This is a genomic window from Lysinibacillus sp. NPDC097214 (genome assembly GCF_050277945.1).
Classification (GTDB): domain Bacteria; phylum Bacillota; class Bacilli; order Bacillales_A; family Planococcaceae; genus Lysinibacillus; species Lysinibacillus xylanilyticus_B.
Genome location: NZ_JBNNSS010000001.1, coordinates 397352 through 422398, shown reverse-complemented (window position 1 = coordinate 422398; position 25047 = coordinate 397352). Strand labels below are relative to the sequence as shown.

Below are 25047 nucleotides of genomic sequence, written 5' to 3'. Positions count from 1 at the left end.
CATAAAGGGTAATCAAAAAATGATTAACCGCTTATGACCAAGCAAGTAGCGTATACCTCTATTGGAGAAGAGAGGGAAAGACCTAGGCTGAAATCTTTCCTACAAAAATGTATAACGTGAATAACACTTGAGAGGCTTTTTTCTGAAAAGTAATACTTAGTAGGAAAAAACGGAATCGGCCGTTATCCGATCAGGAGGAGGACGCATGTATTTGATGCGTCAACTAGGGTGGAACCGCGGAAGCTTGTACAGCTCTCGTCCCTTGCATTACGCAAGGAGACGAGGGCTTTTTTATTGGACAAATTTTAAGGAATCCATACTTGAAATGATAGAAGTCCAGAAGACAGCTTGCTCATAAGCAATTTATAAAGGAGGTATTTATATGAGTTTTAAAGTGCCACGAGGGACGCAAGATATTTTACCTGGTCAATCTGAAAAATGGCAGAAGATAGAAGCAGTTATCCGTGATATCTGTCGTGTCTATCGCTACAATGAAATTCGCACACCAATTTTTGAGCAAACTGATTTATTTGCACGTGGTGTCGGTGAAACAACAGATGTTGTTCAAAAGGAAATGTATACATTTGAAGATCGCGGTGGCCGTTCATTAACATTACGTCCGGAGAATACAGCTGGTGTAGTTCGTGCTTATGTTGAACATAAAATGTTTGGTGCACCTGACCAACCAGTAAAGCTTTCATATTTAGGACCAATGTTCCGTTATGAACGTCAACAAGCAGGGCGCTACCGTCAATTTGTTCAATTTGGAGTAGAAGCCATTGGTTCAGCGGACCCAGCTATTGATGCGGAAGTAATCGCGCTAGCAATGGATGTCTATGAATCAGCTGGTTTAAAGGATTTAAAATTAGTCATTAATTCTCTTGGTGATAAAGAAACACGTGATGCGCACCGTACAGCACTGCTTCAACACTTCGAACCACATATTCATGAGTTTTGTTCAGATTGCCAAAATCGTTTGCAAAAAAATCCACTGCGTATTTTGGACTGTAAGGTAGACCGCGAGAACCCGTTAATGGAATCTGCACCTGCATTAACTGATTTCCTAACAGAGGAGTCAGCAGCATATTTCGCTCAAGTTAAAACGTATTTAGATACACTAGGAATTTCGTATGAGGTCGATCCAAATCTTGTAAGAGGTCTAGATTATTACAATCATACGACTTTTGAAATTATGTCAACAGCTTCTGGCTTTGGGGCAATTACTACACTCTGTGGTGGGGGGCGCTACAATGGCCTTGTACAAGAAATCGGTGGACCAGATGTACCAGGTATCGGTTTCGCATTAAGTATTGAACGTTTATTGCTTGCGCTAGAAGCTGAGGGTGTTGAGTTGGATACAGCATCAGGACTTGATGTCTATATGATCGCTATGGGCGATGAAGCGAAGTTAAAAGCGGTAGAGTTAACAAGTACCTTCCGTGCAAAGGGCATTTCTACGGAGATGGATTATCTAGATCGCAAAATGAAAGCTCAAATGAAATCCGCAGACCGTTTAGGTGCAAAATATACGATTGTTTTAGGTGAAACAGAGCTTGAAGAGCAAGTAGCTACTGTTAAACATATGGAATTAGGAGAACAACAAAAAGTAGCGTTCTCAGAATTAGTGAACTACTTATTAAAACAATAAACGAACATAAGCTGTTTAAACATAAATCGTTTATATCAGTACAGGATTAACTGTCCAAATGATTCAAATATCTACGTCGTTTTGGACAGTTAATCATCTAACAATGAACGTATATCTATTTTTTCATGGCATCAATTCGCTACTTAGTAGGAAATGTATGCTACATAAGTAAAATAAATTATTTTGGAGGAATTAAATAAATGGCAACAAGAACACATGCTAGTAACGAGCTTTCAGAAGCATTACAAGGCGAAAAAGTCGTATTAAAAGGTTGGGTACAACGTCGCCGCGACCTAGGTGGTTTAATTTTCATTGATTTACGTGACCGTACTGGAATTACACAAGTAGTGTTTAGCCCTGATGAAGCAGAAGCACATGCTTTAGCTGATAAAGTACGTAGTGAATATGTAATTGAAATAGAAGGAACAGTTATCCTTCGTTCAGAAGACCAAATCAACCCAAATGTACCGAACGGTAAAATTGAGGTAGAAGCAACAAAATTAATCGTCATTAATACAGCAAAAACAACACCATTCCAAATTGAAGATCGCACAGACGTATCTGAAGATCTACGTTTGAAATATCGTTATCTTGACCTGCGTCGTCCTGTTATGTTTGATACATTCAAAATGCGTTCTGACGTTACTCGTACAATTCGAAACTTCCTACAAAACGAAGGCTTCTTAGAAGTTGAGACACCAATTTTAACAAAATCATCTCCAGAAGGAGCTCGTGACTATTTAGTACCATCACGTGTTCATGAAGGTGAATTTTATGCATTACCACAATCACCACAGCTATTTAAGCAATTATTAATGGTATCTGGTTTTGAAAAATACTTCCAAATCGCACGTTGCTTCCGTGATGAAGACTTACGTGCTGACCGTCAACCAGAGTTTACACAAGTTGACATTGAAACAAGCTTTTTAACGCAAGAAGAAATTATAGAAATGAACGAACGCTTAATCCAAGCAGTTATGAAAGAAGTAAAAGGCATTGATATCCCTGCTCCGTTCCAACGTATGAAATATCAAGAAGCAATGGATCGTTACGGTTCTGATAAACCGGACGTGCGTTTTGGTTTAGAGCTTGTTGATTTAAATGACATTTTTGATGGCTGCGATTTCAAGGTATTTGCTGATACAGTGGCACAAGGCAAGCAAGTAAAGAGTATCAACATTAAAGGTGCAGCAGATAAATACTCTCGTAAAGACATGGACGAGCTAACAAAATTTGTTGGGATTTATGGAGCAAAAGGTCTTGCTTGGTTAAAAGTAACAGAAGAAGGCTTAAACGGACCGATTGCAAAATTCTTTGACGATGCATTAGCAGCTGCTTTAATCGAACGTATGAAAGCGGAAGTGGGCGATATTTTAGTATTTGTAGCTGATAAAGCGCCTGTTGTAGCAGCATCTCTAGGTGCACTTCGTACAAAATTAGGTCAAGAATTAGGCTTAATAGATGAATCAGAATTTGCATTCCTATGGATTACAGATTGGCCATTATTAGAGTACTCTGAAGAAGATGGTCGCTATAAAGCAGCACACCATCCATTCACACGTCCATTTGACGAAGATATTCAGTTAATGGAAACAGATCCTTCTGCTGTCCGCGCACAAGCATACGATATCGTATTAAACGGCTATGAGCTTGGTGGAGGTTCATTACGTATTTATGAGCGTGAATTACAAGAAAAAATGTTTAATTTACTTGGTTTCACAGAAGAAGAAGCAAGAGCTCAATTTGGCTACTTATTAGAAGCATTTGAATACGGTGTACCACCACATGGAGGTCTTGCATTTGGTCTTGACCGCTTCGTTATGTTACTTGCTGGCCGCACTAACTTACGTGACACAATTGCATTCCCGAAAACGGCAAGTGCTAGTTGCTTAATGACAAACGCACCTAGTGATGTGTCTCCTGATCAATTAAGCGAGTTAAATTTAGCAATCAAACCGTTCAGAAAATAATTTGTACTTCTAAATACCTGGATTTCCTAGCAAAAACTGTTGGGAATCTAGGTATTTTTTGCGTTTTCGCAAGAATTTAGATTTTTTTAAAGAAAATAGTTTGAATTATCAGAAACATAGTGTTATTATAACTGTAATACGAATCCTGATGTGTTTGTCTAATTGCTAGCTCTACTTAACAGTTTTGACCGAACACTATAGAATCGGGAGCCTTCATTTTGTAGTCGCAAACAAGCCCCAAGCGGAGCGGGACGTTTAAAGCTGCAAAGCGGGCACCCCCCTGCGAAATGCGGGTTCAAAACGAATGTTTCTTGGCATAACGGCACAATCGGGATTCGTCATACATAGTTTTTAAGCAAAAAAGGAGCATTTAAATAGCTCCTTTTTTTAGTGTTATTCAAAAAACAACTGCTAGAAGCAGAACTGAAAAATCATAGAGGAGGACTGGCGATGATCCTTGGCTTAAAAAAGAATGAAGTGAAAATCGTACCATATGATATTTGGAGCGAGCCTCACGAGCATCGGGACGCCCTAGGAAAATGCCTAGCAGGAACGGAAATCACCCCTACATTATGATGTTTTAGTTAAAAATTTAGAAAATACAAAAAACACTTTTTATTTTTATGGGAATGGCATATAATTGGTATAGACAACTATACCGAATTAAGTGATAGCTTGTTAACTTCAGCAAAGCTCCTCGAATATGATTAGGGGGTGATCTATTGAAGAATACGCTTTTAATTTCCAATGTTACGATCGTCAATCATGATGAAGCACCGTTTAAAGGCGACCTACACATTAATAATGGTAAGATTATCAAAATAAGTAATAACTTATCTGATAAGGCTGAGCACTATATAGATGGCAAAGATAAAAGTTGGTTTCTGTTACCTGGCTATATAGATATGCACATACATGGCTCTGCCGGGCATGATGTGATGGATGCTACGCAATTAGCACTACATCAAATGGCACGCTCTTTAGTACAGGAAGGCGTGACAGGCTTCCTTGCTACTACAATGACACAATCTATAGAAGCAATTGAAAGCGCTTTAGCAACTGTTGGTCGATTTGAAAATAATGAGGATGAGGCAAGCTTATTAGGTATACATGTAGAGGGGCCGTATGTATCAAAAAAACGGGCAGGCGCACAGCCAATAGAATACATTATTTTACCGTCTACGGAGCAATTTGCATCCTGGCAGAAAATAAGTAAGCAACGTATTAAACAAGTCACAATTGCCCCTGAGGTAGAGGGAGGCTTTCCGTTTATTGAATCGTTAAAGGAGTTAAATGTTATTGCTTCCATTGGCCATTCTGACGCATCAATTGAGGAGGTGAATAGGGCAGTAGCATTGGGAGTAAGGCAGGCTACACATTTATATAACCAAATGCGCCCTTTCCACCATCGCAATCCAGGTGTCGTTGGTGCAGTGCTTTTAGATGATCTAGTAAAGACTGAAATTATCGCAGATTTCGTGCATAGCCATCCTCAAGCTGTTAAGCTAGCGTATCGTATAAAAGGAGCGAAGGGCATTATCTTAATTACCGATGCGATGCGGGCAAAAGGCTTACATCACGGTGATTATGATTTAGGTGGTCAAACCGTTCATGTCTCTAAGGATGGCGCCCATTTATCTAATGGGGCTTTAGCTGGTAGTGTGCTAACGATGGAGCAAGCAGTAAAAAATATGAAAGCAATCACCAATTGCTCATTTCAGGAAATTGTCGCAATGTCCTCTACGAATGCTGCTAAGCAATTACAACTTGCAACGAAAGGTCGTATTGCAGAAGGCTATGATGCAGATTTTGTATTACTAGATGAAAATTTAAATGTACAAAAAACTATTTGTCGGGGTAAAGTTGTATTTGAGAAATGAAAGTAAAGAGGCGATAAGGATGGTACAAGATTTGTTAGATAAAAATTCTCATATACCTATTTATATACAAATAGAAGAGATCATTAAACAACGTATTTATTTAGAAGAATACAAAATTGGTGAAAATATACCTTCTGAGCGAGAGCTTTCTACGCAGTTTGATGTTAGTAGAATGACTGTGCGTCAATCCATCACAAATTTAGTCAATAGCGGATTGTTGTATCGTGAAAAAGGGAGAGGTACGTATGTCGCTAATCCAAAGTTAGAACAGCCGCTAAAAGGATTAACAAGTTTCACAGAGGATATGCGGGCTAGAGGGATGGAACCAAGCAGTAAAGTTTTACGCTTTGAGAAAATCGTTCCACCAGTTGATATTGCTAGAGATTTAATGTTAGAGCCGAGCGAAGAGGTATTCTACGTTGTACGAATTCGTAGTGCAGATTCCAAGCCAATGGCCATCGAAAGAACATATATTCCAGTAAAAATATATCCTGAATTAGATGAAAAGAAAATAATGGGGTCATTATATGCGTTAATTGAAGCGAAATTCCATCAAAAAATTGGAAACGCTATTCAGCAAATGGAGGCGGCTATTGTTCTAAAAGAAGATAGTAAATTTTTGCAAATAAATCATACTGCACCGGTGTTAATTATTAAACGTACAAGTTATTTATCTGATGGAATTCCGTTTGAACTTGTGCGAAGTACTTATCGAGCTGATCGATACAAATTCATTAGTGAAATTAAAAGGTGATCTTATGGATGCATATTTTCGAGAAATTCAAGAGATAATGCAGGTCGTTAAGGAGCAAGAATATGCCCAAATAAAAGAAGCCGCACAATTCATTGTACAAAGGCTTCAACGCGGAGGAATTGTCCAATTATTTGGTTGTGGCCATTCGCACCTTTTAGCACAGGACACATTTTATCGCGCGGGAGGGCTTGTACCTGTTCGTCCTATAATTATTGAACCTTTAACATTACATGCAGGAGCAATGACATCATCCAAAAACGAAAAGGACCCGACGATCATTGAACAGTATAAAGATCATTTTGATTTTCATGAAAATGATGTTTGCATTGTTATTTCGACATCCGGGAGAAATCAAGCACCTATAGATGTAGCATTTTTAGCGAAAGAAGCAGGAGTACTTGTCATGTCTCTGCAATCTCTTGCTTATTGCGAACAAAGGGCCCGTCATCAAAGTGGCAAGCGCTTAGAGGAAGTAGTAGATATAGTGGTTAATACGCATATACCAATAGGAGATGGTTTACTGCATCACAATGACATACAGTATGCCCCATCCTCTACAGTTATTGGTTCAATTATTTTAAATACATTATTCAGTGAAGTCATTGAGATCATGGCCCTATCTGACGAAGTATTACCAGTATTTAAAAGCAATAATGTTGACTCGGATTCGTCTCATAATGAGGCTATGATTGCCTATTATCAACATCGAATTAACTTTAAATGACAAGCGGAGGGATATCTATGAAGAAAATATATAAAATAACAGCGCCGGAGGGACTACATGCTAGACCCGCAGCTTTACTTGTAACTGCAGTCACACCATTTGAGTGTGACGTGCAGTTAACCTATAAAGAGAAATCGGTCAATTTAAAATCAATTATGGGTGTTATGGCACAAGGAGTAGCACCAGGAAGCATTGTAGAAATTTCAGCAGATGGGCCAGATGCTGAGAAGCTTTTTCAAACAGTAACAGAAGTAATTGTTTCTAAAGGAATTGGAGAAGAATGCTAAAAATAAGAGGCATTGTTGTATCTCAGGGGCAAACTATAAAGATTTAAGGTAGTTTTTAAGTTTGTCTTTAATTGCGGGAATATTCAGTGTTGGAAGGGGTGATTTTGTCTATGGAAATAAAAATAATTCCACCAAAAGATTATTTACAGGTACATCAATTAAGAGATTATTGTTTTCCTAATAAGTATACTGGTGCGCGACGGGATGATTTTCACTATTGGGTTGAGCAAAGCACAACATTGGGTGCTTACGATGAACATAAAGTAGTTGGACAGCTATTAATATTGCCACTTAATATAACAATCCATGGTGAAAATTATGATATGGGCGGGATTGGCTTTGTTGCAACCTATCCTGAGTATCGGCAGCAAGGTATTATCAAAAAGCTTATGACAGAGGCACTAAAGAAAATGCGCGAGAATGGGCAAAGCATTTCTGTATTAGCACCATTTTCTGTATCCTTTTATCGTTATTTTGGATGGGAATTATTTTTTGAGAAGCTATATTACACGATTCCGCAATTGATGTTCCCTTCTTTCGGAAAGCAATTGGACGTCGTAAAGCGTATGAGCTTTGAATGGCCTGAGCGTGATCTTTTTCAGGCGATTAAGGATTTTCATAATGCACAGGCGCTTTTCAATAATGGAAGTATGCTACGCGATGACGCGTGGTGGAAAAGAATAGAACGAAGGATGCCTGATAGTCATTTTGCGGCATATTTTAAGGATGATAAAATTGCGGGTTATATTCGTTATACTATTAAGGATGGGACGTTTGAGATTCATGATTTTATAGCTGAGGATTTACTTGCAGAACAAGCGATTTGGCGTTTTATAACGTCGCATGCGGTGAGTGTAAGTAACATCAAGGGGGTTACTTCTAACAACCATCAATTTGGCTTTTATTTTAATGAACCACAGTTTAAAAAAGAAGTCGTTCAAGATGTGATGGTAAGGATCGTTGACGCTTTGAGGTTTATGCAACTTTATCCGTGGGGCGATATTCAGGAACCGTTATATATTCAAATTGAAGATGCGTTTTGTAGTTGGAATGAACACGTATACCAAATAAATAAAAGTGGGGATGTCTCGATAATTGAGACTAATTCTATCCCAGAAATGCATATGTTAACATTACCAATTAATCTTTTTTCAGCGATGATGGTTGGCTATTTTTCTGTAAAGGATGCGGTTTTCTATGCAAATAAACATTTGACTGAAGACATGATTGGTCGATGGCAGCTTGCATTACCCTCTAATAAACCAGCATTTTATGAATACTTTTAAGAAAAGCGTTCATGAATGAATAACTATCGATCAGTTAGTTCTGAAAATTTAAATTTTTTTAAACTTTTTTCTGGACTATACCACTTAAATGAATCCTTTCAGTAGTCTGTAACAACGATATAGCCCAATTTTCAAAACCATTTCTTAAGGAAGAAAATAGTGTAAAAAGGATATTGTGGTATATACCAATAGGTGCTATTCTCAACTTAAGAAAGCGATTTCATACGTCTTTCAGGAAATGTCCAAACATTCGCTGAAGTAGAGGAGCTCAGTCTAAGAACGCCACGTCCTGTGGCAATTTATCTGTGCGAAAGCGAAGCGGCAGCAACACACGACTGAGTGACCAACGTCGTGTTGGCCCAAGCCTCCGACGGATGTCACGGAATCGGAAAGGAGTTCTTTGTGCTAGCACAAAGCCGATTCCGGACGCAATTATGCCGAGGCATAATTGATAAATATAATCGCTAGAAAGTCAAACTCAAATCACGAAAAGGAGTGTTTAGATGAAAAACATTATGCTAGTGTGTGTAGCTGGAATGAGTACTAGTTTGCTAGTGTCGAAAATGCAAAAAGCGGCACAAGAACAAAATATTGAGGCGGATATTTATGCGATTGCTGAAAGTGAGGTCGACAAAATATTAGCTACTAAAATGGCGGACGTGCTGCTACTGGGTCCGCAAGTCCGTTACTTAAAAGGAACATTTGAAACAAAATACAAGGAAAATTTCCCGATTGATGTCATTAACATGATGGATTACGGCATGATGAATGGAGAAAATGTTTTAAAGCAGGCGTTAAAGTTGATTGGTTAAGGGGGCTACGGCAATGGAAGAAACAGTTTTGATGGAATCCATTATGGGATTGATTGTGCATAGTGGTAATACAAAAAGTGAGTGTATGGAGGCGATCCAGCTAGCAAAAAAGGGGCAGATTCAGGAAGCAAAAGGAAAAATACAGCTAGCCAATGATTCATTGATTGAAGCGCATCATTCTCAGACGGCTTTACTTTCACAAGAGGCAAGGGGAGAAAAAGTAGAAGTGTCGATGCTGTTAATTCATGCGCAGGATCATTTAATGAATGCCATTACGTTTCGTGATCTAGCATCTGAAATGATTGAGTTGTATGAACGAATCAAAGGGGAGTAGCATCAAGTTTTGATGTCACAATAAAAAGTAAAGGGAGTGTGTGAAATGTTCCGTTTTTTAGAAGAAAAATTTGTGCCAGTTGCAGCTAGGGTAGGGAGTCAGCGTCATTTAGTTGCCATACGAGATGGTTTTATTACAATCATGCCATTGACAATTGTTGGAACGCTTGCGGTACTTGTTAATAGTTTGCCTATCAAATTTTATCAAAATGCACTTGATGCTATTTGGAAGCATGAAACTTGGACACAGTGGGGCGGCAATATTTGGGGAGCAACGTTTGGAATTCTCTCGCTATTACTAGCCTTTACAATTGCTTACAATCTTGCAAAAAGCTACGACAAGGATGGACTTTCAGCCGGTGTCATCAGCCTTTCCAGTTATATGACATTTGGTACCTTTGCTGAAGGTGGATTAACAGGATTAACAACAGGTACAGGTGGTTTGTTTATAGCCATTATTGTTGCTTTGCTGTCAACTGAAGTATTTTGTAGATTGTCTGGCAATCCTAAGCTACTGATAAAAATGCCGAATGGTGTACCGCCAGCTGTTTCAAAATCATTCGCTGCATTATTACCTGCTATTATTACAATTGGTTTATTTGCTCTAGTTCGTACAATTATTTCGGCAGGCTTTGATATTCCTGATATTGTCGGTTCATTCTACTCAGCAATTCAAGAGCCGTTTATGGGCTTAACGAATACATGGGTTGCGGCATTAGCTTTAGCATTCATTCCTACGTTTTTATGGACATTAGGTGTTCACGGCGCTAACATTATCGAACCATTTATGCAAACAATAAATTTACCAGCAATTGAAGCGAATGTAAAAGCAATTTCATCTGGGGAAGTAGCGCCATACATCGTCAATAAACCATTCTTTGATGCCTTCATCAATATGGGTGGTTCGGGTACGACAATAGCACTTATTATTGCTATTTTCATTATCGCTAGAAAGAATAAACAATATAATACCGTTGGAAAATTGTCGGCAGCACCAGGTCTTTTCAATATTAATGAACCATTACTTTTCGGTCTTCCAATTGTATTAAATCCAGTGTTATTTGTACCATTTATTTTGACACCAATGATTAACGTAACAATTGCTTTCTTTGCAACAAAGTGGGGCTTTGTGCCGGCAGCTACAGTTTCACCACCATGGACAACGCCACCGATTATAAATGGATTCTTAGCGACTCAATCTTGGCAAGGAGCTGTACTTAGTCTTGTTTTACTGATCGTCGCAGTGTGTATTTATTTACCGTTTATTTCGATGGCAAACCGTATCGCAAAACAGAATGAACAACGAGCCGCAGAATCAGAGTCTCATAACGAACAGCAAGTTACAGAATTAGAAAATCAAAAAGTAGAAGTGTAATTGTGAAACTAATGGAGGTATTTGCAATTGAGAAGATTAGGGATTTCACTATATCCTCAGCATAGTACACTAGAAGATATGAAGAGGTATGTTCAGCTCGCTCATGATAATGGTTTTGATCGAATATTTACATGCCTTATGTCGTTAAATAACGATCAGGAGCGACAAAAATTACAGCAGATAAACAAATTTGCGCAGCAGCTTGGGTTTGAAATTTCAGCTGATATTGCACCAGCTGTTTTTGAAGATTTAGGCTTAACGTATAAAGATATTGGGTACTTTAAAGAGCATTATCATTTAGCGGCATTGCGCTTAGATATGGGTTTTTCAGGCCAGGAAGAAGCGTTTATGTCCCTCGATGCAAGCAATTTAAAAATAGAGTTAAATATTAGTAACGGTACTAAATATGTAGACAATATATTATCCTATCAAGCGAATAAAGCTAATATTATTGGCTGTCATAATTTTTATCCGAGACGTTTTACAGGTCTGTCACGTCAACATTTTTTACAAACATCTCAACAATTTAAAACGAATCATATTCGAACAGCAGCAATGATTTCATCTCAGCATGCTAATTTTGGACCTTGGGAAGAAACCGAGCATGGCTTACCAACGTTAGAAGAGCATCGTCATCTGCCAATTACTGTGCAAGCTAAGGATTTATGGCACACTGGTTTAATAGATGACTGTATTATCGGCAATATGTATGCGTCTGAGGAAGAATTACGTGCATTAGGCCAATTAAATCGCCATAAGCTAGAGCTGAAGGTTGAACAGTCTGTTGAAACGTCAATTTTAGAAGAAGCAATCCTTTATAAGGAGCCACATTTTAATCGTGGCGATGTTTCAGAGTATGTGATCCGTAGTACACAATCCCGTGTTAAATATAAAAATGGTGACTTCCCTGTACATGATAGCCACCCATTAACATTGGGGGACGTGACAATCGATAATAATTTAGATGTTCGTTATAAAGGTGAGCTACAAATTGTTTTAAAGGAAATACCGAATGCCGGGTCAACAAATGTTGTGGCAAGAGTTGTAGAAGAAGAACAATTCTTATTAGCTCATATTCAGCCATGGGCATCATTTGGCTTTACGAAATGATTACAGAAGAAGGGATTAAGCCATTCGTTAACAGTGCTTAATCCTTTTTTCATGGTTCATCATCAAAGGGTGTGGATGACATTTGTTAAAACATATACTATGCAAATAAGTTGATCTTCGTTACGACTGGGCGACTCCTTGGGGATTAGCAATAGAGGAACGAAGGCTAAAACCATCACATCCTGTGATAACGCCTTCGTGACCAACCTCGTGTTGGCCCGAGACCCTGCAGCGAAGCGAAGCGGGAGGGGAACGAAGGCTAAAACCATCACGTCCTGTGATAACGCCTTCGTGACCAACATCCTGTTGCCCCGACGCCCCCAGGAAGCTTTGCTCTGTGCGAAAGCGTAGTGCTAACGTAGCGACAGCAACAAAGCGCCCAGTCGGAACGGAAATCAACTACACGTTTTGGTGTGATCCTTTTTTATTTTGATTAACAATGTTTTCGATAGTTACAACTACAATTAAGCCAGGGCGAAATTGAAAGAGAAGAAAGGAGCAAAGAAATGTATGTATTAGCGATTGACGGTGGTGGAACGAAAACATCAGCAGTGATTTGTAATGAGCTAGGCAATATTTATGCAAAAGTAGTGACGACTCGGAGTAACCCTACAGCAATGGATGTACAATATTTTCAGTCAACGATTCATGATATACTGCAAAATTTACAACAACAAAATCCGCAAGTATTTGCAGCCATCGATAGTTGTTTTGCTGGCATGGCTGGGGTCAAGGAGCTACAGGCAGAAGAAGTTGTAGAAACGATAGTACGCCAATACGTTCCTAAAACAACACCTGTTTTTGTTGATAATGATGCTCTAATTGCACTTTATGCAGGCACACTTGGGCAGGCTGGCATTGTGCAAATTGCAGGGACAGGCGCTATCACAATGGGCTACGATCGAGAGCAACATTTTCATAGAGTAGGGGGCTGGGGTTATCTTTTTGATGATGAGGGCAGTGGCTATGATTTAGGGGTTCAAGTACTGAAGGCTATTTTTCAAAGTTATGATGGACGAGGAGACCCAACAGCTTTGACAGATGTTGTATTGCGTTATTTTTCTATGGAAAATGTACCACAATTAATTGAGTGTATATATGGAGAGGAGCATCCTCGGACAGTGATTGCACCGTTAAGTAAATATGTTTTTAACGTGGCAGAAAAAGGAGATCGTGTCGCTGCTAAAATTATTGAGGATGCTTGTAAGAAATATTATGTGGCGATTAAAGCATGTTACGCCCATATGGTTTGGAAGGAAGGGGACGTACCTGTCGTTTTAGTGGGAGGCGTTTTTAAGAATGAAGCGTATTTTTTACCTGAGTTACAGCGATTTGCACAAGCAGACGGGATACCATTGCAATTTATGGGGCCAATCTTACAACCAATTGGTGGAGCAGTAATTGCAGCCTTCAAGCAAATAAACGTTCAGCTCGGCACAGATTTTGTGGAATCTTTCTCCAAAAATTATGAACAGGAATGAAAGTAATGAGATGAAAGGCAATTGAACTATGCTTTATTCAATTGCCCTGAAATTTCGACTTCTAGCTTTGAAAAGTGTGAACATATAGATTTTCATGGACACAATTCAAACTTTACATACTTAGTAAGTATTTTGATTAGGAATACTTAATTTTTTTATTTATAATTTTTACTTGATGAATATCGTAATAAAATGTAAGATAAGTTTGATTTTATCTTAGTATATAACTAGGTTTACTAATAAAGTAATCAGTGGAAGGTCTTAATCTACAGCTGATTATTCATTTTCACTAATAAGGCTTAAATGGTCAGATATACAGATAAATGACTGCCCATTAAAGCGGAATCAAAATTCAATAGACGGAGAGTGTAAGGATGTTACATCAATTTTCACGTAATGAGCTCGCAATAGGAACAGAGGGACTCGAAAAATTAAAAAATACAACAGTAGCCATTCTTGGTGTAGGCGGTGTAGGTTCATTTGCTGCTGAGGCATGTGCACGAAGTGGTATTGGCCGCATTATTTTGGTGGATAAGGATAATGTAGATATTACGAATGTTAATCGTCAATTAGTTGCCTATCTTTCAACGGTCGGAAAATCTAAGTCAGGTGTCATGAAAGAGCGTATTGCTGATATTAATCCAGAATGTGAAGTAATTGATATGCACATGTTTTACACGGAGGAAACATATGAGCAATTTTTCGCACAAGGCATAGATTATGTTATTGATGCAAGTGACACAGTGATGTATAAAATTCATCTTATGAAAGAATGTCTAAAGCGAAATATACCGATTATTTCTAGTATGGGTGCGGCCAATAAAATGGATCCTACTCGTTTCAAAATTGCGGATATTTCCAAAACGCATACAGACCCATTGGCTAAAATAATCCGTACGAAATTACGGAAGGATGGTATTCATAAAGGAGTAACGGTTGTGTTCTCGGATGAGAGTCCTATTGTAGTGCGTCCAGATGTTGTGGAGCATGTCGGAAAACCGGATGCAGCTATCCGTAAAGCAAAAATGCCTCCATCTTCCAATGCCTTCGTTCCTTCAGTGGCAGGCTTAATTGCAGCAAGCTGGGTAGTGAATGCAATCGTAAAGGATATAAAAATTACACGTGTACAAGGCTAATACACTTTTGTTAGTTGGGCGGTAAATTCAAAATTTTTATCGATAAATTAACAATATCTATCGATAAACTTAAATAATTTCTCAATAAAAATAAAAAGGGCGTCTCCTTAAGAATCAGCGGACGCCACCATGAAAGCGCCCAGACGGAACGAAAATCACCGTCAGTTATGGCAATGAGCCATTTTATGGAAGCAGCTGTCTCATTAAAGACAGCTGCTTTTTATATGTTACAATAGGAGCGTTGTAAAAAAGAGGTCTAAGATATTTGTTAGGTAATTAATGAGGGAGAGACGGTCGCCTGAACGTTAGGGCAGCTTCACATTATGACTCCTCCAATATTTGCTGTAGAACCTATAAAAGGAGGCATTTTATGATGGAGCAAATTTATCAAATGGAATATAGAGGCTTAAATCTATTCGATGAAATTAGCACAGTAGAATTAGCTATTGATGAAGAAGGGCAAACAATACACATTTTTGATGTTGGACAAGTTGTTAGCCCTATTTTTAATTTTGATGTTTCAGCTTACGAGCTATCAGATGGTTTTTACAAAATGGCGGATATACTCCGACATAAACGTATATTGACAAATCAACAGCCTGGTAATGAATTAACACTTAGTGAGTGGTTAATTACAAACACTGCCTATTTTTATATACCGCAAAAAAGAATAAAAAAATATGCGCAAGGAAGTATCAAAGAAATTATTGATCGAACGAAAGAGCAATCTTTATTTGATGATTATGTTCAAAGAACATAATTTTACCAAAATAGTTCGCCTAACGTGCTCAAAATGCTATTAATTCACGAAATTGTCTTATTTTTTTCATGTGACCACTTCTCTATTTGGTTTATTGCTATAATTTGAATAAATTCCAATAGATAATAGATCAGTTTGTTTGGAATGTACAGGACTGCTTAGGGAAGTAGGAATGACGTTTAGAAAACAAATGAGAACATCGGAGAGTGGTAAAATGGAAATTCAAGTAATTCGTGATCATTTAGATATTGTAAGACTTCAGCAGAAAATGAATGATATTGTATTTGACTATTTGGATACATCTAATAATTATCCAAAGGCTATGAGAGGACTAAATCCTTTATATACACAAGTTACAACATTTTATAAAGAGTATTTAGACAATAGAGCAGGGGAATTGCCAAGTGCCAATACCTATTGGCATTTGTTTATAGATTGCAGTGCAAAGCTTTGCTACTTTTTAGCGGCAGCAACTTATTATTCATCCAATGAGTTACAAAAAACACCTGAAAAAGTTGAACAATTATTAACGATTGCAGCCTATTCTTTACCTCGTATTGACCAGGAGGAGAATGAACAATTATTATCAGCGATTTTCGCACTTTACAGTGAAGTCGTAAAAGATGAAGAGAAAACTGTATCATTACGAAATACAGTACTCGAACAAAAAGGTGCAGTCAAACAATGTTTGCAGCAATTTAAAACATTTGTTGATCATGAATTTACGAAATAATTTAGGAGTGATTTAATCATCACTTTCAGAAAATAGAATAACAGATTTAGAATCTGCTTACTTTTTGCGGTTATTCCACCAATCCTTACAGCACTCTACTTTGCGAGGGGTGATTGGGTTTCCGATTCTTAAAGTTTTGCAGATTTTTTTGTTAATGTTAATAGATTATTGAAAGAAGAACGCTAAAGAGATGTTAAAATTTTGTTGTACGAAAATAAAAAAAGGACTTTTTTCTTAAAAGGTATTTATAAAATTTTGTCGAAATATAGTTAAAAAATTGAAAATCTATGAGTAAGGTTTATGGCTCAACATCGTTTTGTTAAAACGTATACTATGTACAAGTAGATTGGAGTGCCAATCACAACAAAAATCAACCCTACATTACGGTGATGATTAAGGTTTTATTACATGCTGAAAGAAGTTAAAGCCTCCGGCGGAATCAATTATGCCGAGGCATAATTGATTGGAAGGGGGCCGTTCAATGTTAATAAACGGTATCGAAATCGATTTGGCGAAATTAGAAAAACCACTCTTATTAGTAAGTGAGGATGAGGAATTTTTATTTCTAAGGCTTATACAACCAACACTTGAACATGAGCTTATTCAATGCCAATTAGCTCTCTCGACAAGAAAATCCATCTCATTAGTTAGAGATTTTTGGTTGGCATTATATAAAGGTCAAGAAAAATTATATATCAACAGTGGACATGCGCTCCTTTATCCAATTCGTTTAATCATATTCGAACTGGTGACACAAGCTGAGTACTTTAAACGTTTATCAAAAAAATCTTTTGGAGATGAATGTCTGTCACTTATTTATGCCATTGTCCTAGTACAATTTGTCTTACGGTGGATAAAGGAACGATTTAGTGATAACAAGGAAGTTAATGAGGCATTAAAATTATTATATAGAACTACAGATGATACTGTGGATGATCAAACCTCTCCGTCAAGGGAGCAATCAATCGGTCAAGCGATTGCTGTAAAAGCAATTCGCTTTGAAGTACGGGAGAACTCTCAGGAATTTGCTAGTCTACTTTATCAAACCTACAATTTTCTTCATTATTTACATGAAATCGAAAAAGAAAAAGAGCAGAAAGAAACGACTAAATTATCCTCAATGAGAAATGTAGAAGATATATTGAACCGATTTTACAATAAGCGCTATACAACAAATAATGTTACCTTTACAGGATGATTGCTTAGCACTCTTCCTGTTTTTTTCAGAAAGTAATGGAATAAAAAAATAAGGCGCTTCTAGTTCAGAATGAAGTGCCCTACTTTCATGAAAAAATAGTATATTATGATTTTCAGTTAAGCAAGTAACGATATTACTTTTCATCCTTATGAAAAGATTTAAGCTTTTCGTAGATTCCTGCCATTCGTTTTTCTTCACCTGCAATAACAGGTTTATAAAATTCTGTACTTACAAGCTCATCAGGTAAATATTGCTGGTCGACCCAGCCACCAAATGTGCCAATAGGGCTGTTATGGGGATATTGATAGCCTACATGACCTAAATCTTTTGCTCCTTCATAATGAGCATCGCGTAGATGATGCGGGATATCGCCAGTTTTTCCTTCATGAATGCTAGCAATGGCGGCATCGATGGCTGCAATTGCAGAATTAGATTTGGATGCAAGGCACATTTCAATAACAGCACTTGCAAGCGGAATACGTGCCTCGGGTAGCCCTAAACGCTCAGCCGATTGAACAGCCGCAAGCATATGCGGCCCTACATCAGGATTGGCAAGGCCTATATCTTCATAAGCCATAACAAGTAAGCGTCGACTAACAGCTACTAAATCACCTATTTCCAATAAATGAGCTAAATAAAACAATGCTGCATTCGTATCACTTCCACGAACAGATTTTTGCAACGCAGATAGCAAATTATAAAAATGGGATCCTTTTTTATCACCATAAACACCAATTCTGCCGATAAGATGCTTAAGAATATGATCAGCAGCAATTGTTCGACCGTCCACTTCATCACTTGCATAATAAAGCGATTCAAGCAAAGTTAATGCCTTCCGAGCGTCACCGTTAGCTGCTTCAGCAATTTGTTCAATTTGATTATCTGTTAAGACAAAATGATATTTACCTAGCCCGCGTTTATCATCAGAAAGTGCTTTTTTTATAAGTTCAATTATATTTTCTTTTGTTAAACGTTGTAGTTGGTATATTTCTCCGCATCGTGAGCGGATAGCGGGATTTACATCATGGTATGGATTTTCCGTTGTAGCTCCAATTAACACGATTGAGCCGTTTTCCACATGCGGCAACAAAGCATCCTGCTGTAATTTATTAAAACGATGAATTTCATCCAAAAAAAGAAGGACTTTCCCTGAGATTCTAGCTTCCTGTACAATATCCTCGACATCTTTTTTACCAGCGCGAGTAGCATTAAGCGCGAAAAAAGGAAGGTTCGAGCTTCCTGCTAATGCATTCGCTATTGACGTTTTGCCGATACCTGGCTCACCAAATAGCAGCATGGATGGAACATGCTCATTTTGAATCATTTTATAAAGAGCGGTAGTAGGACCGATAAAATCTTGGTGTCCTACAATCTCATCAAGGGTTAAAGGACGCATGCGATAAGCGAGTGGTTCATTATGCATTGAAAATTCCCCCTTTCAACTGTTTTTATTGATTTTTATCTTTTTTCAGCGGGTGTCCAAGTACTTTCTGAAATAGAGGAAATCAGGCAATAAACTCACATCCTGTGAAAACGCCTGAGTGACCAACATCATGCCACTAATTATGCCGAGGCATAATTGATTTGCTATATGTTTTTTTGTGCTTATAATGAAGCATTACATAGTATTTTGCCTAACTATACTAAGGCGCAATTAATAGTATATCATAACCTCCCGAGAGTATTTCCGAGTTCTGCGAGAGGAGATTATGTTATACTGTTGGTAGTATTTTTGACTAGACTATTTGAGGGTGATAAAATGAAAATTTCTACAAAGGGCCGTTATGGTCTAACGATTATGATTGAATTAGCAAAGCATTATGGAGAAGGGCCTATTCCACTACGCAAAATTGCTGCAGAAAAGGAGCTTTCTGAGGCATACTTAGAGCAGTTGGTTTCACCATTACGTAATTCAGGCTTAGTGAAAAGTGTGCGCGGAGCATATGGTGGATATATGCTAGCAAATCCACCAAGTGAAATTTCAGCGGCTAATGTTATTAGTGTGTTAGAGGGTCCAATTCAACCAGTAGAAGGTATTGAAAATGAAGAAGCGCCTCAGCGAGAATTATGGCTCCGTATTCGTGATGCTGTGAAAAATGTATTAGATACAACGACAATTGAGGATTTAGCACAATACACTGAGGAAAATGTAGCGGAAGGCTATATGTTCTACATTTAAAATGTCTAGGCTAAAGCACATCTCCCTGCCCTATGGCATGGAGATGAATCTTTAGCGCTTTTCGTACAAAGGAGTTTTCAACATGAATTCATATATTTATCTCGATCATGCTGCGTCTTCACCAATGAATGACAAAGTAATAAACGCTATGACTACAGCAATGCAACAAGTTTATGGGAATGCATCAAGTATTCATGGGATAGGTCGAGAGGCGCGCAAATATTTAGATGATGCACGTGAAATACTTGCCGAATCTATTGGTGCTCAACCTGGGGAAATTATTATAACAAGTGGTGGAACAGAGGCGGATAATACGGCTATTTTTGGTACTGTTTATGCACGTGCTGCTGAAGGGAAGCACATCATTACCACACAAATTGAACATCACGCGGTGTTACATACTTGTGAAAAGCTTGAGCGAGATGGCTTTGATGTGACATATTTACCGGTGGATGAAAATGGACGTGTTTTTGTAGAAGACGTACGAAATGCATTGCGTGAGGATACAATTTTAGTAACGATTATGTACGGTAATAATGAAGTCGGTACAATTCAACCGATTGCTGAAATTGGTAATTTACTACGCGAGCATAAGGCTGTTTTCCATACAGATGCTGTTCAAGCATATGGTTTAGAGTCAATTAATGTTGCTGATTTACATGTTGATTTACTAAGTGTTTCCGCACATAAAATTAATGGGCCTAAAGGTATTGGTTTCCTATACCAAAAAGCCGGAACACCATTCACTAGCTATGCATTAGGTGGCGCACATGAGAAAAAACGTCGTGCAGGCACTGAAAATGTGCCCGCAGTGATTGGCTTTGCAACTGCAGTGCAAATTGCAAATGAGTTGCGAGAAGAAAAGCGCGTGCTATACAATCGCTTTAAGCAAATTATGCTGGATGTTTTCACGAAGGAAAATCTAGCATTCCATGTGAATGGCGAGTTAGAAAATACACTCCCACACGTTTTAAATGTGAGTTTTTCTGGTATGGAAGTAGAGTCATTCCTTGTAAATCTTGATATGGCAGGTATTTGCGTATCTAGTGGTTCTGCATGCACTGCTGGCTCCATTGATCCATCACACGTATTAGTTGCGATGTTTGGACAAGACACAGAGGAATTACGTAACTCGATTCGCTTTAGCTTCGGTCAAGGTTTAACAGAAGCTGATGCACAACATGCGGCTGAAAAAACAGCAGCGATTGTGAAAAGACTATCGAAAAAATAGGTTTATTATTGAGCGATAAAAGGATTTTTTTGTTGCTATTTCGCTAATATATCCCCATTTTAATGGAATTTAAATAAAAGAAAAGGTGACCATAATGAAAGAAACACGTGACCCCTCACAAATTCGTGTTGTTGTCGGCATGTCGGGTGGGGTAGATTCTTCGGTTGCTGCATATTTACTGAAACAACAAGGATATGAAGTAATCGGGATATTTATGAAAAACTGGGATGATACAGACGAAAATGGCGTTTGTACAGCTACAGAAGACTATGATGATGTTATTAAAGTATGTAATCAAATCGGGATTCCTTACTATGCAGTGAATTTTGAAAAGCAATATTGGGATAAGGTTTTCACCTACTTTTTAGAAGAATACAAAGCAGGGCGTACACCAAATCCTGATGTTATGTGTAATAAGGAAATTAAATTTAAAGCGTTTTTAGAGCACGCGATGGATCTTGGAGCTGATTATTTAGCGACAGGTCACTATGCTCGAGTTGATCGAAGTGGTGATGGCGAAGTGAAAATGCTTCGTGGCATAGACAATAATAAAGATCAAACGTATTTCTTAAACCAATTATCACAGGAACAATTGTCGCATGTAATGTTCCCAATTGGACATATTGAGAAAAAGGAAGTCCGTAAAATTGCGGAGGAAGCTGGGTTAGCTACAGCAAAGAAAAAAGATTCAACAGGAATTTGCTTTATTGGAGAGCGTAATTTCAAAGAATTCTTAAGTCAATATTTACCAGCTCAACCTGGTAAAATGGAGACGATGGATGGTGTCGTAATGGGCCAGCATGATGGATTAATGTACTATACACTTGGTCAACGTCATGGTCTTGGAATTGGTGGCGACGGTGAACCTTGGTTCGTGTTAGGGAAAGATTTGGAGCGCAATGTGTTGTTAGTTGGGCAAGGTTTCAATAATGATTCATTATTTTCTACTTCGCTGACTGCTGTGAAAATGAGCTATACTTCGACAAAAAAATTGCCCGGGAAATTTTCATGCACAGCAAAATTCCGTTATCGTCAAACAGATACACCAGTAGAAGTGGAAATTTTAGAAGATGGACGTACACATATCACGTTTGCTGAGCCAGTACGTGCGATTACACCTGGACAAGCTGTAGTACTATACGACGGTGAAGAATGTTTAGGTGGCGGTACAATCGACGAAGTCTTTAAAAATAATGAAAAACTAACATATGTAGGTTAATTAGCGAAAAGACTGCTTACTACTTTTTCTAAAGCGTATAGAATTAAGCAGTCTTTCGCTACATAGAGGTGAAGAAAAACAATGAATTTTAACGAGCAGGGCATTCAAGCGTTTCAAGAAAAGCGCTACGAGGATGCTGCACAACTTTTTACACAAGCAATTGAAGCAGAGCCAGGAAACCCAATTGGTTATGTGAATTTTGGAAATCTCTTAGCGGTCTTAGAGGATACTGAACGTGCAGAACGTTTTTTTCAAAAAGCAATCACTGTCGATGAAACGGCAGCAACTGCTTATTATGGTTTAGCAAATTTATATTATAACGCTGAACGATATGCAGAGGCAGTAAAGCTTTATGAACAAGCGCTAAAGCATAAAATTGAAGGCGCAGATGTGTATTATATGATGGGTAAATGCTTTGAGCGAATGGAAAATCCGAAGCTTGCACTGCCATATTTACAACGAGCTTCAGAGCTTGCACCAGAAGACACACAAATTCGTCTAGCATATGCAATCGTGCTATGTGCGCTAGAAATGTTTGAAGATGGCAAAAAGGAATTAGACTATTTAATCGAACAGGATTGGAATAACGCAGATGCACATTATAATTTAGGTGTACTATATGCGGTATCTACTGAGCGAACAGAAGATGCTATGTACCACCTAAAACAAGCCTTTACGTTACAGCCAGAATACGACCAAGCACGTTATCTTTATGATATGATCGCGCAACGATTTAACTAATATAATTTAAAAGCTCTCAAAAATACTGAAAGGATGCCAAAATTACATTGGCATCCTTTTGTGTTGCTATATATTGATTTTCATGTAGACAAACTAAAAGGATGCCGAAACTAGTTCAGCATCCTTTTTGATTTTAGTCTTCATCATTCTCAGATGGATAATCAAATGGTAGTTGATAAATATATTGTGCTAAATGTGCAATTGGAGCAGCATCTAACAATGAAGGTTCTGCTTCGTTTGCTTTTAAAATGTTAATTTCTTTATTCAGTCGTTCCATCTTTCGATCCAGCGCAGCTACTTGAATGGCAGCCTCCTTCAATTCAAAACGGATATGCTCAGGTACTTCCTTGTTGTATTTGTAATAGATTTTATGTTCAAGGCTAGCCCAGAAGTCCATTGCAATTGTTCGAATTTGAATTTCGGCATATACCTTCTCCATACGATCAGACATAAAAATGGGGATTTTTATTATAAGATGCAAGCTTTGATAACCATTTCCCTTTGGCGATGCAATATAATCTTTTACCTCTACAACTTCAATATCATTTTGTGCCTGTATCATCGCACTCACTTTATATATATCCTCTACAAAGGAGCATGTAATTCTGATACCTGCAATATCACGAATGTTATCACGAATCGTTTCAATAGATGGCTCAAGGTTATTTTTCTTCATTTTCAATAATATACTTTTGGGTGATTTTACTCGAGTTGATAAATGCTCTATCGGATTATAGTCATGAATTAGCTGAAATTCTTCTTGTAAAATATTTATTTTCGTTTCTATTTCCTGCAAGGCGAATTTATAGACTAAAAAGAAGCGTGTTAATTCTGTTTGTAATGTTTTTAGAGTAGTTGCTTCAAGTTCATTTTTCATGGTTCATAAAATCCTTTCTTTTAATAAATATGCTCACGATTAATAGTATATTTTCAATTTTAGTTCATCAAAACTAGCTACTATATTGAAATAAGTACTCTGAATCTTATAGCATTATTGCTTCATATATTTACATTGTAAAATAAAAAAAGGGGTGTTTAGTCCCCTTAGTAATCAAACGATATTTTCAGCATTTAGTTTCATAAAAAGGAGAAATAAAATCCAAATTATATTAACCTCATATAACCCCGTCTTGTTTGCAATAATCCACCACGTCTGAATAAGGTAAATTTCCACCAAAAATTGAAAGAGCGCTACCAATTGTAACGTGAAGCTTACCATTTGAGATATTTTCAAATTTCTTTAAGTCGTCTAAAGATCGAACGCCACCAGCATATGTTGTTGGAATCGTTGTCCAAGAGGCTAAATCATGCACTAAGCTTTCCTGCATACCGCCTTTTTTTCCTTCTACATCAACAGCGTGAATAAGTAGTTCATCACAGAAATCTTCGATAAATGCAATAGACTCAGCATTTACTTCAAAATCACTAAACTTTGTCCATTTATCAGTAACAACAAACCATTTTCCATCGCGCATTCGGCAGCTTAAGTCAATGACAAGATGCTTTTTACCAACATTCTGTACTAATTGCTTGAGTCGATCTAAATGGAGCTTACCATCATAGAATATAAATGATGTGACAATAACATGGGTAGCTCCTGCATCAATATATTTTTTTGCATTATCTGCGGTGATCCCGCCGCCAACTTGCAATCCTCGAGGATATGCTGCTAATGCTGCTAATGCGGCCTCTTCGTTTCCATCACCTAGCATAATGACATGTCCACCTGTTAATTGATCCTTGGCAAACATTTTTGCATAATAACTAGAGTCATGGTTTGAAATAAAGTTCTCAATCACTTCTTGATCTTTATGACCTAGTGTGCTGCCAACAATTTGTTTTACTTTGCCATCGTGTAAATCGATACAAGGTCTAAATTCCATTAGCTTCACAATCCTTCCGTACAATAAGTTCACCTATATCATAGCATGGAAAGGTTGATAATAACTGTGAAATATTATTTACCAGGCGTGTTGATTAGGAAAATATAGGTTTATTATTGGCTGATAAAAGGATTTTTGTTGATATTTTGCTACTGTACGTCCATTTTTACTGATTGTAGTGTAGGGCTACTCGACTCCTGCGGGAAAGCGAGACAGACGAGACCCTACACGGAGCGTAGCGGAGGAAGCGGCTCGACGCTCGCCCGCAGGAAGCCTTGCTCTGCGCGAAAGCGAAGCGTCAGCGGCA

Annotated in this window: 23 protein-coding genes, 1 other RNA gene and 1 other annotated feature; of the genes, 21 read left to right on the top strand and 3 right to left on the bottom strand. The window is 37.9% G+C overall.

Annotated features, from left to right (window positions below; translation table 11 throughout):
- Positions 1-24: 24 nt before the first annotated feature.
- Positions 25-266 (top strand) — a binding site (T-box leader).
- Between the two features lie 116 nt (positions 267-382).
- From hisS to ACQKMI_RS01995, 17 genes are all read left to right on the top strand, one after another.
- Positions 383-1648 (top strand): histidine--tRNA ligase, encoded by a 1266-nt coding sequence (gene hisS, locus ACQKMI_RS02075; RefSeq protein WP_427486975.1) that lies wholly within the window; start codon positions 383-385, stop codon positions 1646-1648.
- A 200-nt stretch (positions 1649-1848) separates the two neighbouring features.
- Positions 1849-3618: an aspartate--tRNA ligase gene (gene aspS, locus ACQKMI_RS02070; protein WP_427486974.1), complete on the top strand. Its 1770-nt coding sequence runs from the start codon at positions 1849-1851 to the stop codon at positions 3616-3618.
- Positions 3619-3757: 139 nt separating this feature from the next.
- Positions 3758-3957: non-coding RNA, 6S RNA (gene ssrS, locus ACQKMI_RS02065), on the top strand.
- 383 nt (positions 3958-4340) lie between these two features.
- On the top strand, positions 4341-5498 hold the full coding sequence (gene nagA, locus ACQKMI_RS02060) for an N-acetylglucosamine-6-phosphate deacetylase (protein ID WP_427486972.1): 1158 nt from the start codon (positions 4341-4343) through the stop codon (positions 5496-5498).
- A gap of 31 nt (positions 5499-5529) precedes the next feature.
- Positions 5530-6252, top strand: coding sequence for a GntR family transcriptional regulator (locus ACQKMI_RS02055; RefSeq protein WP_427414465.1), 723 nt, complete (start codon positions 5530-5532; stop codon positions 6250-6252).
- A 4-nt stretch (positions 6253-6256) separates the two neighbouring features.
- Positions 6257-6976, top strand: coding sequence for a sugar isomerase domain-containing protein (locus tag ACQKMI_RS02050; RefSeq protein ID WP_427487335.1), 720 nt, complete (start codon positions 6257-6259; stop codon positions 6974-6976).
- Positions 6977-6993: 17 nt separating this feature from the next.
- Positions 6994-7263: an HPr family phosphocarrier protein gene (locus tag ACQKMI_RS02045; protein WP_323647523.1), complete on the top strand. Its 270-nt coding sequence runs from the start codon at positions 6994-6996 to the stop codon at positions 7261-7263.
- Between the two features lie 110 nt (positions 7264-7373).
- Positions 7374-8549 (top strand): GNAT family N-acetyltransferase, encoded by a 1176-nt coding sequence (locus ACQKMI_RS02040; protein WP_427486970.1) that lies wholly within the window; start codon positions 7374-7376, stop codon positions 8547-8549.
- A gap of 503 nt (positions 8550-9052) precedes the next feature.
- A complete protein-coding gene (locus tag ACQKMI_RS02035) occupies positions 9053-9361 on the top strand; it encodes a PTS sugar transporter subunit IIB (RefSeq protein WP_323647521.1) in 309 nt (102 codons plus the stop codon).
- A 13-nt stretch (positions 9362-9374) separates the two neighbouring features.
- Entirely contained in the window at positions 9375-9695 is a 321-nt protein-coding gene (locus ACQKMI_RS02030; protein WP_323647520.1) for a PTS lactose/cellobiose transporter subunit IIA, read from the top strand.
- 45 nt (positions 9696-9740) lie between these two features.
- On the top strand, positions 9741-11069 hold the full coding sequence (locus tag ACQKMI_RS02025; RefSeq protein WP_427486969.1) for a PTS sugar transporter subunit IIC: 1329 nt from the start codon (positions 9741-9743) through the stop codon (positions 11067-11069).
- A 27-nt stretch (positions 11070-11096) separates the two neighbouring features.
- A complete protein-coding gene (locus ACQKMI_RS02020) occupies positions 11097-12179 on the top strand; it encodes a DUF871 domain-containing protein (protein WP_427486967.1) in 1083 nt (360 codons plus the stop codon).
- A gap of 506 nt (positions 12180-12685) precedes the next feature.
- Positions 12686-13660, top strand: a complete 975-nt coding sequence (locus ACQKMI_RS02015; RefSeq protein ID WP_427486966.1) for an N-acetylglucosamine kinase — start codon at positions 12686-12688, stop codon at positions 13658-13660.
- A gap of 374 nt (positions 13661-14034) precedes the next feature.
- The gene (locus tag ACQKMI_RS02010) at positions 14035-14796 is read left to right on the top strand and encodes a tRNA threonylcarbamoyladenosine dehydratase (protein ID WP_323647514.1); all 762 of its coding nucleotides are present in this window, start codon (positions 14035-14037) and stop codon (positions 14794-14796) included.
- A gap of 370 nt (positions 14797-15166) precedes the next feature.
- Positions 15167-15556 (top strand): hypothetical protein, encoded by a 390-nt coding sequence (locus ACQKMI_RS02005; protein ID WP_323647512.1) that lies wholly within the window; start codon positions 15167-15169, stop codon positions 15554-15556.
- A gap of 214 nt (positions 15557-15770) precedes the next feature.
- Complete coding sequence (locus ACQKMI_RS02000; RefSeq protein ID WP_427486965.1) at positions 15771-16289, top strand: hypothetical protein; 519 nt, start codon at positions 15771-15773, stop codon at positions 16287-16289.
- Between the two features lie 481 nt (positions 16290-16770).
- The gene (locus ACQKMI_RS01995) at positions 16771-17487 is read left to right on the top strand and encodes a hypothetical protein (protein WP_427486963.1); all 717 of its coding nucleotides are present in this window, start codon (positions 16771-16773) and stop codon (positions 17485-17487) included.
- A 133-nt stretch (positions 17488-17620) separates the two neighbouring features.
- Here ACQKMI_RS01995 and ACQKMI_RS01990 read toward each other — a convergent pair whose 3' ends face one another.
- Complete coding sequence (locus ACQKMI_RS01990; RefSeq protein WP_427486962.1) at positions 17621-18910, bottom strand: replication-associated recombination protein A; 1290 nt, start codon at positions 18908-18910, stop codon at positions 17621-17623.
- Positions 18911-19246: 336 nt separating this feature from the next.
- Here ACQKMI_RS01990 and cymR point away from each other — a divergent pair, with 336 nt between their 5' ends.
- The 4 genes from cymR to ACQKMI_RS01970 all read left to right on the top strand — a co-directional run bounded on the left by cymR (position 19247) and on the right by ACQKMI_RS01970 (position 22857).
- Positions 19247-19666: a cysteine metabolism transcriptional regulator CymR gene (cymR, locus tag ACQKMI_RS01985; protein WP_053484768.1), complete on the top strand. Its 420-nt coding sequence runs from the start codon at positions 19247-19249 to the stop codon at positions 19664-19666.
- 82 nt (positions 19667-19748) lie between these two features.
- A complete protein-coding gene (locus ACQKMI_RS01980) occupies positions 19749-20897 on the top strand; it encodes a cysteine desulfurase family protein (RefSeq protein ID WP_427486961.1) in 1149 nt (382 codons plus the stop codon).
- 94 nt (positions 20898-20991) lie between these two features.
- Positions 20992-22116 carry a tRNA 2-thiouridine(34) synthase MnmA gene (gene mnmA / locus ACQKMI_RS01975; RefSeq protein WP_427486960.1) on the top strand — a complete coding sequence of 375 codons (1125 nt, stop codon included), beginning with the start codon at positions 20992-20994 and terminating at the stop codon, positions 22114-22116.
- Between the two features lie 81 nt (positions 22117-22197).
- Positions 22198-22857, top strand: a complete 660-nt coding sequence (locus tag ACQKMI_RS01970) for a tetratricopeptide repeat protein (RefSeq protein ID WP_427486959.1) — start codon at positions 22198-22200, stop codon at positions 22855-22857.
- Between the two features lie 133 nt (positions 22858-22990).
- Here the strand turns inward: ACQKMI_RS01970 and ACQKMI_RS01965 are convergent, their stop codons facing one another.
- A complete protein-coding gene (locus ACQKMI_RS01965) occupies positions 22991-23734 on the bottom strand; it encodes a GTP pyrophosphokinase (RefSeq protein WP_427486958.1) in 744 nt (247 codons plus the stop codon).
- 238 nt (positions 23735-23972) lie between these two features.
- Positions 23973-24740, bottom strand: a complete 768-nt coding sequence (hisA, locus tag ACQKMI_RS01960; protein WP_427486957.1) for a phosphoribosylformimino-5-aminoimidazole carboxamide ribotide isomerase — start codon at positions 24738-24740, stop codon at positions 23973-23975.
- Positions 24741-25047: the final 307 nt, after the last annotated feature.

Coding starts and splice junctions, on each gene's coding strand:
- hisS (WP_427486975.1), top strand. CDS start 383: ATGAGTTTTAAAGTGCCACGAGGGACGCAAGATATTTTACCTGGTCAA.
- aspS (WP_427486974.1), top strand. CDS start 1,849: ATGGCAACAAGAACACATGCTAGTAACGAGCTTTCAGAAGCATTACAA.
- ACQKMI_RS02050 (WP_427487335.1), top strand. CDS start 6,257: ATGGATGCATATTTTCGAGAAATTCAAGAGATAATGCAGGTCGTTAAG.
- ACQKMI_RS02045 (WP_323647523.1), top strand. CDS start 6,994: ATGAAGAAAATATATAAAATAACAGCGCCGGAGGGACTACATGCTAGA.
- ACQKMI_RS02040 (WP_427486970.1), top strand. CDS start 7,374: ATGGAAATAAAAATAATTCCACCAAAAGATTATTTACAGGTACATCAA.
- ACQKMI_RS02035 (WP_323647521.1), top strand. CDS start 9,053: ATGAAAAACATTATGCTAGTGTGTGTAGCTGGAATGAGTACTAGTTTG.
- ACQKMI_RS02030 (WP_323647520.1), top strand. CDS start 9,375: ATGGAAGAAACAGTTTTGATGGAATCCATTATGGGATTGATTGTGCAT.
- ACQKMI_RS02025 (WP_427486969.1), top strand. CDS start 9,741: ATGTTCCGTTTTTTAGAAGAAAAATTTGTGCCAGTTGCAGCTAGGGTA.
- ACQKMI_RS02015 (WP_427486966.1), top strand. CDS start 12,686: ATGTATGTATTAGCGATTGACGGTGGTGGAACGAAAACATCAGCAGTG.
- ACQKMI_RS02010 (WP_323647514.1), top strand. CDS start 14,035: ATGTTACATCAATTTTCACGTAATGAGCTCGCAATAGGAACAGAGGGA.
- ACQKMI_RS02005 (WP_323647512.1), top strand. CDS start 15,167: ATGATGGAGCAAATTTATCAAATGGAATATAGAGGCTTAAATCTATTC.
- ACQKMI_RS02000 (WP_427486965.1), top strand. CDS start 15,771: ATGGAAATTCAAGTAATTCGTGATCATTTAGATATTGTAAGACTTCAG.
- ACQKMI_RS01995 (WP_427486963.1), top strand. CDS start 16,771: ATGTTAATAAACGGTATCGAAATCGATTTGGCGAAATTAGAAAAACCA.
- ACQKMI_RS01990 (WP_427486962.1), bottom strand. CDS start 18,910: ATGCATAATGAACCACTCGCTTATCGCATGCGTCCTTTAACCCTTGAT.
- cymR (WP_053484768.1), top strand. CDS start 19,247: ATGAAAATTTCTACAAAGGGCCGTTATGGTCTAACGATTATGATTGAA.
- ACQKMI_RS01980 (WP_427486961.1), top strand. CDS start 19,749: ATGAATTCATATATTTATCTCGATCATGCTGCGTCTTCACCAATGAAT.
- mnmA (WP_427486960.1), top strand. CDS start 20,992: ATGAAAGAAACACGTGACCCCTCACAAATTCGTGTTGTTGTCGGCATG.
- ACQKMI_RS01970 (WP_427486959.1), top strand. CDS start 22,198: ATGAATTTTAACGAGCAGGGCATTCAAGCGTTTCAAGAAAAGCGCTAC.
- ACQKMI_RS01965 (WP_427486958.1), bottom strand. CDS start 23,734: ATGAAAAATGAACTTGAAGCAACTACTCTAAAAACATTACAAACAGAA.
- hisA (WP_427486957.1), bottom strand. CDS start 24,740: ATGGAATTTAGACCTTGTATCGATTTACACGATGGCAAAGTAAAACAA.